Source organism: Streptococcus sp. HMSC074B11 (assembly GCF_001808705.1).
Lineage (GTDB): Bacteria > Bacillota > Bacilli > Lactobacillales > Streptococcaceae > Streptococcus.
Genome location: NZ_KV794270.1, coordinates 32971 through 46369, shown reverse-complemented (window position 1 = coordinate 46369; position 13399 = coordinate 32971). Strand labels below are relative to the sequence as shown.

Here is a 13399-nt window from a genome sequence, read left to right as displayed (position 1 = left end):
CTGGTTTGGAAAGATTAAATTGCTAGTATTCTAACAGAGTTTAAGAGAGTGTTTTAACAAGCCCTATCTTGATTTTTTGAGTATCCTAAAAGGTTATGCTATACTAGAAATATGTTAGATTTGGAGAAATATGGTGTGACCATGTGGGAAGAGGACAAGATTTTCTCTTTCCGTCAAAAATTATTAGCCTGGTATGACGAAAACAAGCGTGATTTACCCTGGAGACGAAGCAAGAATCCTTATCATATCTGGGTATCTGAAATTATGTTGCAGCAGACTCGTGTTGATACCGTCATTCCCTATTATGAACGATTTTTAGAATGGTTTCCAACCGTAGAAAGCTTAGCAAATGCCCCTGAGGAACGCTTACTAAAAGCCTGGGAAGGACTTGGCTATTATTCTCGTGTCCGCAATATGCAAATAGCCGCTCAGCAGATTATGAGTGAATTTGAAGGCAAGTTTCCGTCAACTTATGAGGATATTTCGAGCTTAAAAGGGATTGGTCCTTATACAGCTGGTGCAATTTCTAGTATTGCCTTTAACCTTCCACAGCCTGCAGTAGATGGCAATGTCATGCGTGTTTTGGCACGTTTGTTTGAAGTCAATCATGATATTGGAAATCCTAGCAATCGAAAAATATTTCAAGCGATGATGGAAGTTCTAATAGATCCTGATCGTCCAGGTGATTTCAATCAGGCTTTGATGGATTTAGGTTCAGATATTGAGGCTCCTGTTAATCCAAGACCTGAGGAGAGTCCTGTTAAGGAGTTCAGTGCTGCTTACCAACATGGGACCATGGATTGCTATCCCATTAAGGCTCCAAAGAAAAAGCCAATCCCTATTTTTCTAAAGGCTCTTGTGGTGCAAAATAGTCAGGGGCAGTTCCTATTAGAGAAGAATGAGAGTGAAAAACTCTTGGCAGGATTTTGGCATTTTCCCTTGATTGAAGTTGATGAATTTTCAGACCAGACTCAGGACTTGGACCTTTTTAGTCAAGTAGCGGAATCAATTTTACAGCTTGGACCATCTCCACAGGAGAGTTTTGAACAAGACTATGATTTAGAAGTTGATTGGCAAGATCTACGTTTTGAAGAGGTCAAGCATGTTTTTAGCCATCGTAAATGGCATATCCAGATAATTGCAGGGCGAGTTGCTGAGTCGCAGGAATACGCTGATAGAGAAGTCCTTTGGTTACGTCCAGAAGAATTTAGCAATTATCCCCTAGCCAAACCTCAGCAAAAGATCTGGCAAGCCTACTTGAAAAGAAGCTGCTAGTATCGGTCTTTCGTGTCTTCTTTACATTTTTTTGGTATAATGAGATAAGGAAAAAGGTGACTAAATGAAAAAAATACTAATTGTAGATGATGAAAAACCCATCTCAGATATTATAAAATTTAATATGACCAAGGAAGGTTATGAAGTTGTAACTGCTTTTAATGGTCGTGAAGCTCTTGAACAATTTGAAGCTGAGCAACCAGATATTATTATCTTGGATTTGATGCTTCCAGAGATTGATGGACTTGAGGTCGCAAAAACTATTCGTAAGACAAGTAGTGTTCCAATTATCATGCTTTCAGCAAAGGATAGCGAGTTTGATAAGGTTATCGGACTAGAACTTGGAGCGGATGACTATGTGACTAAGCCATTTTCAAATCGTGAACTACAGGCCCGTGTTAAAGCTCTTCTCCGTCGTACAGATCTTGTTTCAGTCGATAACCAAGAACCTGAAACGAAATTACAAAGTCTGCAGATTGGAGATTTGGAGATTTTACCAGATGCCTACGTGGCTAAGAAATATGGTGAGGAGTTAGACCTAACCCACCGTGAATTCGAACTCTTACACCATTTAGCTTCTCATCTTGGTCAAGTTATTACCCGAGAACATCTTCTTGAAACTGTTTGGGGATATGACTATTTTGGAGATGTCCGTACAGTTGATGTAACCATTAGGCGTTTGCGCGAGAAAATTGAAGATACACCAAGTAGACCTGAATACATCCTAACTCGTCGTGGAGTGGGATATTACATGAGAAATAATGATTGAAGTAATTAAACAAACAATTTTGACGAGTGACTTTATCTTTATCCTCATCCTAATTGGCTTTATTATGCTAGTGACTTTTCTTCTGCTTGAGAGCCGTCGCGATAATATTCGCCTTAGACAATTAAACCAGAAGGTTAAGGATTTGATTGCTGGTGATTATTCTCAGGTTTTGGATATGCAGGGAAGTTCAGAGATTACCAATATCACAAACAATCTTAATGATTTGTCAGAAGTAATCCGTTTGACTCAGGAAAATCTGGAACAAGAGAGTAAAAGGTTGCATAGTATCTTGTCCTACATGACAGACGGGGTACTTGCGACCAATCGTCGTGGCCAGATCACCATGATCAATGACATGGCTAAGAGACAACTTGGAGTTGAAAGGGATGATGCTCTTAATCAAAATATCTTAGAGTTACTCAAAATTGAAGAAGAGTATGAGCTGAGAGATCTCATTACCCAAAGTCCTGAATTGATGATTTATTCCCAAAATGTGAATGGCGAGTATATCAGCTTGCGCGTGCGTTTTGCCTTGATTCGTAGAGAGTCCGGCTTTATCTCTGGTTTAGTAGCAGTCCTACATGATACGACTGAACAAGAGAAAGAAGAGCGTGAGAGAAGGCTTTTCGTTTCGAACGTTAGTCATGAGTTGCGTACACCTTTGACAAGTGTAAAATCTTATCTTGAGGCCTTGGACGAAGGAGCCCTGACAGAACCAGTTGCCCCTGATTTTATCAAGGTTTCTCTGGATGAAACCAACCGTATGATGCGGATGGTGACGGACCTCTTGCACCTCTCACGGATTGACAATGAGACCAGTCACTTGGATGTTGAGTTGATTAACTTTACTGCCTTTATCACTTTTATTCTCAATCGTTTTGATAAGATGAGAAGTCAGGATGATGAGAAGAAATACGAGTTGGTGAGAGATTATCCGATTAACTCCGTCTGGATTGAGATTGATACAGATAAGATGACTCAGGTGATAGATAATATCCTAAATAACGCCATCAAATATTCACCAGATGGTGGAAAAATCACTGTAAGCATGAAGACTACAGATGATCAGATGATTTTGTCTATTTCTGACCAAGGTTTAGGAATTCCAAAGCAAGATTTGCCGAAGATTTTTGACCGTTTCTATCGAGTAGACAGAGCAAGAAGTCGTGCCCAAGGTGGAACAGGACTGGGATTGGCTATCGCCAAGGAAATCATCAAGCAACATAAGGGCTTTATTTGGGCCAAGAGTGAATATGGCAAGGGCTCTACTTTTACCATCGTACTTCCATACGATAAAGATGCCGTGAAAGAAGAGATTTGGGAGGATGAACTAGAAGACTAGAATGAGTGATATCGGTTTTAAATACAGTATTTTAGCATCGGGTTCCAGTGGAAATTCATTTTACTTGGAAACGCCAAAAAAGAAAATTTTAGTAGATGCGGGACTATCAGGCAAAAAAATTACAAGCCTCTTGAGTGAAATCAATCGTAAACCAGAGGATTTGGATGCTATCTTAATAACCCATGAGCATTCAGATCATATCCACGGTGTGGGCGTCCTTGCTCGTAAGTACGGCATGGATCTTTATGCCAATGAGAAAACTTGGCAGGCTATGGAAAATAGTAAGTATCTCGGTAAGGTTGACTCGTCACAAAAGCATATCTTTGAAATGGGGAAAACTAAAACATTTGGAGATATCGACATTGAGAGTTTTGGAGTTAGCCATGATGCAGTTGCTCCCCAATTCTATCGTTTTATGAAGGATGACAAGAGCTTTGTTATGCTGACGGATACAGGCTATGTTAGTGACCGTATGGCTGGCATTGTCGAGAATGCAGATGGCTATCTGATCGAGTCAAATCATGATGTGGAAATTCTGCGAGCAGGATCCTACGCATGGCGACTCAAACAACGCATCCTGTCTGACCTTGGCCACCTCTCAAATGAAGATGGAGCAGACGCCATGATTCGCACACTAGGTAATCGTACCAAGAAGATTTACCTAGGCCATTTGTCTAAGGAGAATAATATCAAGGAGCTAGCCCACATGACCATGGTCAATCAGTTAGCTCAGGCAGATCTGGGAGTAGGAGTAGACTTTCAAGTTTACGATACTTCACCAGACACCGCAACCCCATTGACTGATATATAAAAAAAGAAGGCCTATGCCTTCTTTTTTATAGACTATCTTACAACCCAGCAAATTCTTTGATTTCTTGAGCTGACATTGAAGAGTCGCAACGGACATTGATTTGTCCATTTTTAACATGAACGAATCCTGGTACAGTTGGGATTTCGTAGCGTGAGCGGAAGTCTTGTAAAGCTTCAAGTTGGCTTGGTTCTTCACTGTTGATGAAGTAGATGTGTGCTTTAGTTTCAGCTACAACACCAGCCAATGTACCAGCAAATTTACGACAGTAAGGACAAGTTTTGCGGCCGATAAAGAAAGTTGCTGTTTCTTGATTGTCGAGCGCTTCTTGAGCACGCGCAACTGTTGTCACTTCAAGATCTTTGATATTTTCTAAAAATTGTTCCATGAGAATACCTCGTTTTTTTGATAAAACTAGTATGCCATAAAAATGCTAAAATTGCTCAGTTTTGATACGGAAATAGATGGTGGGACAGAAATCAGTAGACTAAGTCTGATTTTCTAGTCCTATATTCCTGTGTCTTTAAAGATATAGAAACTGAAGTTTTGCTCAAAAGAGCTAAAAGAAGACATAAATTACAGTCAGCTTTTACTTCATCATCAAAAATAAAGGTCAGGATTTTTCCCGACCTTTAGATAGTTGCTTTATTTTACAAAAGCATTGATTTCAGCTTCGATGTTAGCAATCTTAGCTTGTGAATCTTCGTTGCTTTCACCAACAACTGCAATGTAGAACTTGATTTTTGGTTCTGTACCTGAAGGACGAACTGCGATCCAAGAACCATCAGCAAGTGTGTATTTCAAGACATCACTTGGAGGAGTAGTCAAGGCTGTTACAGTACCATCAGCGGCAGTAGAAGTTTGTGCTTTGAAGTCTTCTACGACAGTGATTTCTGTTGCGTTCCATTCTTTTGGACCATTTTCACGGAATTTAGCCATGATCGCTTTAATTTGCTCAGCACCGTCAACACCAGAAAGAGTAACAGAGATTGTCTTTTCAGCATAGTAGCCGTATTCTTTATAGATTTCTTCGATACCGTCAGCAAGGGTCAAACCGCGTGAACGGTAGTAGGCAGCAAGTTCAGCAACGACAAGAACGGCTTGGATAGCATCTTTATCACGTACAAATGGTTTAATCAAGTAACCGAAGCTTTCTTCAAATCCCATCATGTAAGTGTGATTGTGTTTTTCTTCGAATTCTTGGATTTTTTCAGCGATAAATTTGAAACCTGTCAAAACGTTGAACATGGTTGCGCCGTAGCTTTCAGCAATCTTCGTTACCAAGTCAGTTGATACGATAGATTTACATAGGGCTGCATTTTCAGGAAGAGTTCCAGCGTTTTTGTGGGCTTCCAAGATGTATTTTGCCATGATAGCACCGATTTGGTTACCTGAAAGGTTGAGGTAGCTACCATCTTTTTGAAGAACTTCAACACCAACACGGTCAGCGTCAGGGTCAGTTGCTACAAGAACATCTGCACCAACTTGACGACCAAGCTCTTCAGCAAGGGCAAAGGCTGCTTGGCTTTCTGGGTTTGGAGATTTAACAGTTGAGAAGTCAGGGTCAGCAGTTGCTTGTGCTTCAACGACTTGAACAGAGTCAAATCCTGCTTGGGCAAGAGCACGACGAGCCAACATTTCACCAGTACCATGAAGTGGTGTGTAAACAATCTTCATGTCTTTACCGAATTCTTCAATCAAGGCTGGGTTGATGTTCACATCTTTGACTTCTTTGAGGTATTCTACATCGACAGCTTCGCCGATAACTTCAATCAAGCCAGAAGCTTTTTCAGCTTCCACATCAGCAACTTCTACCGCAAATGGGTTTTCGATTGCACGGATATAAGTAGTCAAAGCGTCTGCGTCGTGTGGAGGCATTTGTCCACCGTCTTCACCGTAAACCTTATAACCATTAAATGGAGCAGGGTTGTGGCTAGCAGTAATCATGATACCTGCAAAGCAGTTGAGATGACGAACGGCAAATGAAAGTTCTGGAGTTGGACGAAGACTTTCAAAAACATAAGATTTAATACCGTGTTTAGCAAGAACTGCTGCAGATTCAAAGGCAAATTCTGGAGAGAAGTGACGGCTATCATAAGCGATGGCTACACCACGTTCTTTTTCGTTTCCACCTTTTGACTCAATCAAACGAGCCAAACCTTCAGTTGCTTGACGGACAACGTAGATGTTAATGCGGTTAGTACCAGCACCAATCAATCCACGCATACCTGCAGTACCAAACTCAAGATTGGTATAGAATGCGTCTTCTTTAGTTTTCTCGTCCATGTTTTCCAAATCTTGACGAAGGTAGTCTGGAAGTTCTGCGAAATCAACCCATTTTTGGTAGTTTTCTTGGTAAGACATAGGAAATCTCCTTTAATATATAATCTGATCGCCTTCATTATACCATGATTTGAAGTTTTAGTAAAACGTTAGCATGAGTTAAAATGTAAGAAATTTACTTTTATTTAGGTACTTCAAAATTTGATTATATTTTTAAGTTTATATTATTTTTTTACAAAATTCATTAGTCGTAGACAGAGGCAAAATATAAATTTGTAATGAATAAATGAATATTTTGTTAAAAAGCAAGTGTTAAGAATATTTCTGTTTATCACTTGATACATAAGGGAATTCTTTAATGTATCAAATGAATTTCTTTAAAAAAAGTAGAAAATATTACATAAATTTAAGATATTTTTAATAATTTCGGTTTCTATTTTGACTTTTATATTGTGTATGGTAGAATATAATAAATCATTAAAGGAGATTTTCTATTTATGAACAAAATTCTTAAGCATTCTGCTTTAGTTTTATCAGCATTAGCGCTAGTTGCTTGTGGATCAAACAAAAAAGCAAGCGATAACGGTACTGCATCAAACTCCAACTTTGAAGTTTCGGTTAAAGATGGAATGTATGTTTTGCCCAAAGATGAAGATTCCTCTTCTCATTACCTTGCTCTTCAAGTAGAAATTAAAAATAATCGTGATAAAAAGTTTAGTTTTACAAACAGAGATATCACACTCTACAATGAAAAAGATGAAAAGGTTGAACCAATCCAAGTTTATGAATCAGATAGTAAAACTAAATTTATGGACTATGGTGATAGCCTCTCTAAAGGTAAGAGTGTAGCTGGTTATGTTGTTTACGAAGTTGATAAGGATGCTAAATATGAGCTTCACTTTGCACCAAGCTTTTATGAAGATGTAAAAGAAAATGCAAAAGAGAATAATGACGTAGCTATCAAGGTTGATCCAAGTAAATATGAAGATCATATCGATGAAGCTAAAGAAGCAATGAAAAAATATGTTGATGCTGTTTTTCTTGATGGAGAAAATACTGGAGGAGCATCAAACGTAAGTTTCACTAATGATAAAACTCAAATTGTCGCACTCGAGGACAAAAAATCAGATAAGTCCGAAGACAAGAAATCTGAAGATAAAAAATCTGATGAAAAGAGTTCTTCTAACGAAAACGATGGTATCTCAAATGATGTGAAGACTGACAGAGAAGAATTCATTAAGAAATTTATCGAGTCATTTGGTAAAGGATTCTACAACTACAAACCATCTGATTCTGAACTTCGTACATTTGCAGAAGCCTATATCAAAGCCAATGCTAAAAGAGCAAAAGTTGATTATAAAGTAAAAACTTACCTACCTGATTATGCAGTTATTTATGTAAGACCTGAAACAATCGACTTAGATAATTTGAACGTTCATGAATTAAGCCGTAAATTCTATGAAGAAAATAAAGGAAAATATAGCAACTACTCAGAAGCTATGAAAGCTGGTGAGAAATACATTTTAGAGAATGCACCAAGTCAATTTGAGTCAACTCCTCTTGATACTAGTGATAATATGAAAAGAGAAGGGTATGAAATTAAAATGACTAAGAAAGATGGTAAATGGACTATCGATACATCTTCTAAGAACTATGATTTAAAAGATATGGCTCGCACATTCCGTGGAGGTATCGGTTACTAATATAAAAAGTTCGGGTGAAAAGCTCGAACTTTTTTAGTTAGAATTGTTAAAAATGAAAAAAGATAGTAAAATAGTTACATGATTATTTTACAAGCTAATAAAATTGAACGTTCTTTTGCAGGAGAGGTTCTTTTTGATAATATAAACCTACAAGTAGATGAAAGAGACCGAATTGCCCTCGTTGGAAAAAATGGTGCAGGAAAGTCTACATTACTCAAGATATTGGTTGGAGAAGAGGAGCCAACCACTGGTGAAATCAATAAGAAAAAAGATATTTCCCTCTCTTATCTAGCACAGGATAGTCGCTTTGAGTCTGAAAATACAATTTACGATGAAATGCTACATGTATTTGATGACTTGCGTTGTACTGAAAGACAACTTCGACAGATGGAGTTGGAGATGGGGGAAAAAACTGGGGCAGAATTAGACAAACTTATGTCTGTCTATGATCGCCTATCAGAAAATTTCCGTCAGGCTGGAGGATTTACCTATGAAGCCGATATTCGCTCTATCTTAAATGGATTCAAGTTTGACGAGTCCATGTGGCAGATGCGAATCGCTGAGCTTTCCGGTGGTCAAAATACCCGTTTAGCCCTTGCCAAAATGCTCCTTGAAAAGCCTAATCTCTTGGTCTTGGACGAGCCGACTAACCACCTAGATATTGAAACGATTGCCTGGTTAGAAAACTATTTGGTCAACTACAGTGGTGCCTTGATTATCGTCAGCCATGACCGTTATTTCCTCGATAAGGTTGCAACCATAACACTTGACTTAACTAAGCATTCTTTGGACAGATATGTAGGAAACTACTCAAGTTTTGTGGAGCAGAAGGAGCAAAAACTCGCGACTGAAGCTAAGAACTATGAAAAACAACAGAAGGAAATCGCTGCCTTAGAAGACTTTGTTAACCGAAATCTTGTTCGAGCATCGACAACTAAACGTGCTCAATCTCGACGCAAGCAACTGGAGAAAATGGAGCGCTTGGACAAGCCTGAAGCTGGCAAGGAATCAGCTAATATGACCTTCCATTCTGATAGAGTATCTGGTAATGTTGTTTTGACAGTTGAAAATGCTGCCATTGGCTATGATGGTGAAATTTTATCAGAACCCATCAACCTCGACCTTCGTAAGATGAACGCTATTGCCATTGTTGGTCCTAATGGTATTGGTAAGTCAACCTTTATTAAATCCATTGTGGACCAAATTCCCTTTATCAAGGGTAAAAAGCGCTTTGGTGCCAATGTTGAGGTTGGTTACTATGACCAGACTCAGAGCAAACTGACACCGAGCAATACAGTCTTAGACGAACTCTGGAATGATTTCAAATTGACACCTGAACTTGAAATCCGTAATCGCCTAGGTGCCTTCCTTTTTTCTGGTGACGATGTTAAGAAATCTGTTGGAATGCTCTCAGGTGGTGAGCGAGCTCGTTTGCTTCTTGCTAAACTGTCTATGGAAAACAACAACTTCTTGATTCTGGATGAGCCGACCAACCACTTGGACATTGATAGCAAAGAAGTTCTGGAAAATGCATTGATCGACTTTGATGGAACTCTTCTCTTTGTCAGCCACGACCGTTATTTCATCAACCGTGTTGCCACTCATGTGCTGGAATTATCTGAGAATGGATCAACACTTTATCTTGGTGATTATGACTATTATGTTGATAAAAAAGTAGAGCTAGCAGCTAGCCAAGCAGAAGAAGCGGCAGCTGTTGACCAAGAAAAAGAAGTTTCTCCAGTTAATGACTACCATGCCCAAAAAGAGAGTCAAAAACAACTGCGTAAATTGATGAGACAAATCGAAAGTCTTGAGACAGAAATAGAAGAATTGGAAACGCAAGCCCAAGCTATCTCTGAACAAATGCATACCACCAATGATGCAGATGAACTCATGCAATTACAAGCAGAACTTGATGAGATCACCCAGCGTCAGGAAGAAGCTATGTTAGAGTGGGAAGAATTATCGGAGCAGGTGTAAAGATGGAACATCTTGGAAAAGTCTTTCGTGAATTTCGAATCAGTAAAAATTACTCTCTAAAAGAAGCTGCAGGAGAGGCCTGTTCGACCTCTCAATTATCCCGCTTTGAATTGGGGGAGTCGGATCTGGTTGCATCTCGTTTCTTTGAAATATTAGATAATATTCATGTGACGATTGAGAATTTTATGGATAAGACTAGAAATTTTCAACATCATGAGCATGTCGGCTTGATGGCTCAGATTATTCCACTTTACTACTCAAATGATATTGCAGGTTTTCAAAAGCTTCAAGAAGAACAACTTGAAAAGGCTAAGAGTTCAACAAATCCCCTCTATTTTGAGCTGAACTGGATTTTGTTACAAGGTCTGATTTGTCAAAGAGATGCTAGCTTCACTATGAAGCAAGGTGATCTGGATAAGGTGGCAGATTATCTTTTCCAAACAGATGAATGGACCATGTATGAGTTGATCCTCTTTGGCAATCTCTATAGCTTTTATGATGTGAAATATGTTACTCGCCTTGGTAGAGAAGTGATGGAGAGGGAGGATTTCTACAAAGAAATTGGACGCCATCGAAAACTGGTCTTGATTTTAGCTCTTAATTGTTACCAGCATTGTTTAGAACATCTTGCTTTTGAAAATGCCAACTACTTTGAAGCTTATATAGAGAAGATCATAGGTAAGAGCATCAAACTCTATGAGCGTAATGTTTTCCACTTTCTTAAGGGATTTGCTCTTTATCAGAAGGGGCAAAAAGAAGAAGGTTGTAAACAAATGCAGGAAGCCATGCATATTTTTGATGTGCTAGGTCTTCCGGAGCAGGTAGCTTACTATCAGGAACATTACGATAAATTTGTAAAAGATTAATTTCCCAAATATGGGAAAAATGAGAAACTCCTTCAAGTTTTGATACAATAGTTTCAAAATTTGAGAGGAGTTTTTATGAATCGATATGCAGTACAGTTGATTAGTCGTGGAGCTATTAACAAACTAGGAAATATGCTCTATGATTATGGAAATAGTGTTTGGTTGGCATCGATGGGAACGATTGGGCAAACCGTTCTAGGGATTTATCAGATTTCTGAACTCGTTACATCCATTCTAGTCAATCCTTTTGGTGGAGTGATTTCAGATCGTTTTTCCCGTCGCAAGATTTTGATGACGACCGACTTGGTTTGTGGAATTCTTTGTCTGGCTATTTCTTTTATAAGGAACGACAGCTGGATGATTGGAGCATTGATCTTTGCTAATATTGTTCAAGCGATTGCCTTTGCATTTTCTCGCACTGCTAATAAAGCTATTATAACGGAGGTTGTAGAGAAAGACGAGATAGTGACCTATAACTCTCGTTTGGAGTTAGTTTTGCAGGTTATTGGTGTTAGTTCTCCTGTGCTTTCTTTCCTTGTTTTACAATTTGCAAGTCTTCACATGACGCTCTTACTAGATGCACTGACTTTTTTCATTGCTTTTGCTCTAGTTGCTTTACTTCCAAAAGAAGAACCAAAGGTTCAAGAGCAGAAGAGTTTCACTGGGAAAGATATTTTTGCGGATATCAAAGATGGCTTGCACTATATCAGGCATCAAAAAGAAATTTTCTTTCTCTTGTTAGTGGCTTCCAGTGTGAATTTCTTTTTTGCAGCTTTTGAGTTTTTGCTCCCTTTTTCAAATAAACTCTATGGTGTAGAAGGAGCCTATGCGACTATCTTAACCATGGGTGCAATTGGCTCAATCATCGGAGCACTGATAGCAAATAAATTTAAATCGAGCATGAATACACTTTTATTCTTATTGATTTTAACAGGAGTAGGAGTTTTCATGATGGGCTTGCCACTACCTAATTTTCTCACTTTTTCAGGAAACCTAGTTTGTGAATTATTTATGACAATTTTTAATATTCACTTCTTTACTCAGGTACAAACCAAGGTTGATGGAGACTATCTTGGGAGGGTATTGAGTACCATTTTTACACTGGCAATTCTCTTTATGCCGATTGCGAAAGGTGTAATGACATTTTTACCAAGTGTGCAATTAGTTTCCTTTTTAATCATCGGACTCGGAGTTATTCTTCTTTCGTTGGTATCAATGATCTATATTCAAAGACAAGGGTAACACAGAAAAAAAGCAACGGTACCGTTGCTTTTTTTGTTTTCATCAATCCACCCTGAGGGAATCGAACCCCCATCTCAAGAACCGGAATCTTACGTGATATCCATTACACTAAGGGTGGAAACTTTAATTATTATATCAAAAAAGAGAGCTGAACTCAAGTTTTTTCTAAGCTCAGTAAAAGGAGAATAAAAAAAGATTCAGTATTGAACCGAATCCTCTATATTATTATTTTTTCTCAAGAAGAGCTTTGATTTCTTGAAGAACTTCCAACTCAGTTGGACCAGCAGGTGCCTCTTCAGCGACTTCTTCTTTTTTACGAAGATTTTGAGCTTTTTCCATTGCTTTAATCACAAAGAATAGAACAGTACCAACAACTAGGAAGTTGATAATAGCACTCAAGAATTTACCATATGTAACCCCATTCCATGCAAGCTCAGCGATGTTTTGTACTTTCGCAGCTTCCAAGGCTGGGTTCAATAGGAGTGGAGTGATGATATCATTAACAAATGAAGTAACGATAGCACCAAAAGCAGAAGCGATGATCACACCGACAGCAAGGTCTACAACATTACCGCGGAGCAAAAATTCTTTAAGATCTTTTAACATTTTCTTTTTCCTTTCGAAATTTTTACAATCTAAATTATAACTTAATCATCTGTTGAATGCAAGAAGTATGCTTATTGTTTTTTAAAAACAAAAACTTTACTGAAGATGTAATTGAGGACTATGATAGTAACTTGTGCAAAAATAGTCTCAATTGTATTGATAGTATTGAGATTATCACCTACAAACTGACCGATAATATTGGGGAAACTCGTCACAAAAATAAAGGTCAGAAGTAGGTCTAAGAGGAAGGTTACGAATCTTGCAGTCGTAAACTTTATCAGACGCTTGAACCAATTTTTTCGTTTCTGTTTAAAAACAATGGTATCGTTGGTGAAAAAAGCAAACAAAATTCCAGTTATATTTCCCAGAGCAGTCGCCCATAATTCTTGTTGGAAAAAGTAAAAAATAGTGATACGAACAATGATAGAAACAAGTGTAGTTGCAACTCCAAAAAATAAGTAGGAGAGGATTTCATTGTCGAAAAATTTTTTTATGGATATTTTCATAAAAACAGTATAGCATAAA

The 13399-nt window shown here is 38.2% G+C and carries 12 protein-coding genes and 1 tRNA gene; 8 read left to right on the top strand and 5 right to left on the bottom strand.

All coding sequences use genetic code 11. From position 1 onward, the window contains the following. The first annotated feature begins 111 nt into the window (after positions 1-111). From mutY to HMPREF2619_RS04525, 4 genes are all read left to right on the top strand, one after another. Positions 112-1275: an A/G-specific adenine glycosylase gene (mutY, locus tag HMPREF2619_RS04540; RefSeq protein ID WP_070459405.1), complete on the top strand. Its 1164-nt coding sequence runs from the start codon at positions 112-114 to the stop codon at positions 1273-1275. Between the two features lie 64 nt (positions 1276-1339). Next, entirely contained in the window at positions 1340-2044 is a 705-nt protein-coding gene (yycF, locus tag HMPREF2619_RS04535) for a response regulator YycF (protein ID WP_049508493.1), read from the top strand. Then, positions 2037-3386, top strand: a complete 1350-nt coding sequence (gene vicK / locus HMPREF2619_RS04530) for a cell wall metabolism sensor histidine kinase VicK (protein WP_070459402.1) — start codon at positions 2037-2039, stop codon at positions 3384-3386. Before yycF ends, vicK begins: the two co-directional genes overlap by 8 nt. Before the next feature lies 1 nt (position 3387). Continuing rightward, entirely contained in the window at positions 3388-4197 is an 810-nt protein-coding gene (locus tag HMPREF2619_RS04525) for an MBL fold metallo-hydrolase (RefSeq protein WP_001279898.1), read from the top strand. 37 nt (positions 4198-4234) lie between these two features. Here the strand turns inward: HMPREF2619_RS04525 and HMPREF2619_RS04520 are convergent, their stop codons facing one another. Then, the gene (locus HMPREF2619_RS04520; protein ID WP_060955649.1) at positions 4235-4582 is read right to left on the bottom strand and encodes a DUF6568 family protein; all 348 of its coding nucleotides are present in this window, start codon (positions 4580-4582) and stop codon (positions 4235-4237) included. A gap of 257 nt (positions 4583-4839) precedes the next feature. Then, a complete protein-coding gene (locus HMPREF2619_RS04515; RefSeq protein WP_070459399.1) occupies positions 4840-6558 on the bottom strand; it encodes a phospho-sugar mutase in 1719 nt (572 codons plus the stop codon). Positions 6559-6974: 416 nt separating this feature from the next. Between HMPREF2619_RS04515 and HMPREF2619_RS04510 the strand changes: the two genes are divergently transcribed. From HMPREF2619_RS04510 to HMPREF2619_RS04495, 4 genes are all read left to right on the top strand, one after another. Next, on the top strand, positions 6975-8180 hold the full coding sequence (locus tag HMPREF2619_RS04510; RefSeq protein WP_070459396.1) for a DUF4352 domain-containing protein: 1206 nt from the start codon (positions 6975-6977) through the stop codon (positions 8178-8180). Between the two features lie 78 nt (positions 8181-8258). After that, on the top strand, positions 8259-10160 hold the full coding sequence (locus tag HMPREF2619_RS04505; protein ID WP_070459393.1) for an ABC-F family ATP-binding cassette domain-containing protein: 1902 nt from the start codon (positions 8259-8261) through the stop codon (positions 10158-10160). Between the two features lie 2 nt (positions 10161-10162). Beyond that, complete coding sequence (locus tag HMPREF2619_RS04500) at positions 10163-11026, top strand: XRE/MutR family transcriptional regulator (RefSeq protein ID WP_070459390.1); 864 nt, start codon at positions 10163-10165, stop codon at positions 11024-11026. A gap of 75 nt (positions 11027-11101) precedes the next feature. Further along, positions 11102-12268, top strand: a complete 1167-nt coding sequence (locus HMPREF2619_RS04495) for an MFS transporter (RefSeq protein ID WP_070459387.1) — start codon at positions 11102-11104, stop codon at positions 12266-12268. A gap of 46 nt (positions 12269-12314) precedes the next feature. Here the strand turns inward: HMPREF2619_RS04495 and HMPREF2619_RS04490 are convergent. From HMPREF2619_RS04490 to HMPREF2619_RS04480, 3 genes are all read right to left on the bottom strand, one after another. Further along, positions 12315-12386: transfer RNA gene (locus HMPREF2619_RS04490), tRNA-Arg, on the bottom strand. A gap of 107 nt (positions 12387-12493) precedes the next feature. Beyond that, positions 12494-12874 (bottom strand): large conductance mechanosensitive channel protein MscL, encoded by a 381-nt coding sequence (gene mscL, locus HMPREF2619_RS04485; RefSeq protein ID WP_049502776.1) that lies wholly within the window; start codon positions 12872-12874, stop codon positions 12494-12496. 71 nt (positions 12875-12945) lie between these two features. Beyond that, complete coding sequence (locus HMPREF2619_RS04480) at positions 12946-13380, bottom strand: GtrA family protein (protein WP_070459384.1); 435 nt, start codon at positions 13378-13380, stop codon at positions 12946-12948. Between the last annotated feature and the right edge of the window lie 19 nt (positions 13381-13399).

Coding starts and splice junctions, on each gene's coding strand:
- mutY (WP_070459405.1), top strand. CDS start 112: ATGTTAGATTTGGAGAAATATGGTGTGACCATGTGGGAAGAGGACAAG.
- yycF (WP_049508493.1), top strand. CDS start 1,340: ATGAAAAAAATACTAATTGTAGATGATGAAAAACCCATCTCAGATATT.
- vicK (WP_070459402.1), top strand. CDS start 2,037: ATGATTGAAGTAATTAAACAAACAATTTTGACGAGTGACTTTATCTTT.
- HMPREF2619_RS04525 (WP_001279898.1), top strand. CDS start 3,388: ATGAGTGATATCGGTTTTAAATACAGTATTTTAGCATCGGGTTCCAGT.
- HMPREF2619_RS04520 (WP_060955649.1), bottom strand. CDS start 4,582: ATGGAACAATTTTTAGAAAATATCAAAGATCTTGAAGTGACAACAGTT.
- HMPREF2619_RS04515 (WP_070459399.1), bottom strand. CDS start 6,558: ATGTCTTACCAAGAAAACTACCAAAAATGGGTTGATTTCGCAGAACTT.
- HMPREF2619_RS04510 (WP_070459396.1), top strand. CDS start 6,975: ATGAACAAAATTCTTAAGCATTCTGCTTTAGTTTTATCAGCATTAGCG.
- HMPREF2619_RS04505 (WP_070459393.1), top strand. CDS start 8,259: ATGATTATTTTACAAGCTAATAAAATTGAACGTTCTTTTGCAGGAGAG.
- HMPREF2619_RS04500 (WP_070459390.1), top strand. CDS start 10,163: ATGGAACATCTTGGAAAAGTCTTTCGTGAATTTCGAATCAGTAAAAAT.
- HMPREF2619_RS04495 (WP_070459387.1), top strand. CDS start 11,102: ATGAATCGATATGCAGTACAGTTGATTAGTCGTGGAGCTATTAACAAA.
- mscL (WP_049502776.1), bottom strand. CDS start 12,874: ATGTTAAAAGATCTTAAAGAATTTTTGCTCCGCGGTAATGTTGTAGAC.
- HMPREF2619_RS04480 (WP_070459384.1), bottom strand. CDS start 13,380: ATGAAAATATCCATAAAAAAATTTTTCGACAATGAAATCCTCTCCTAC.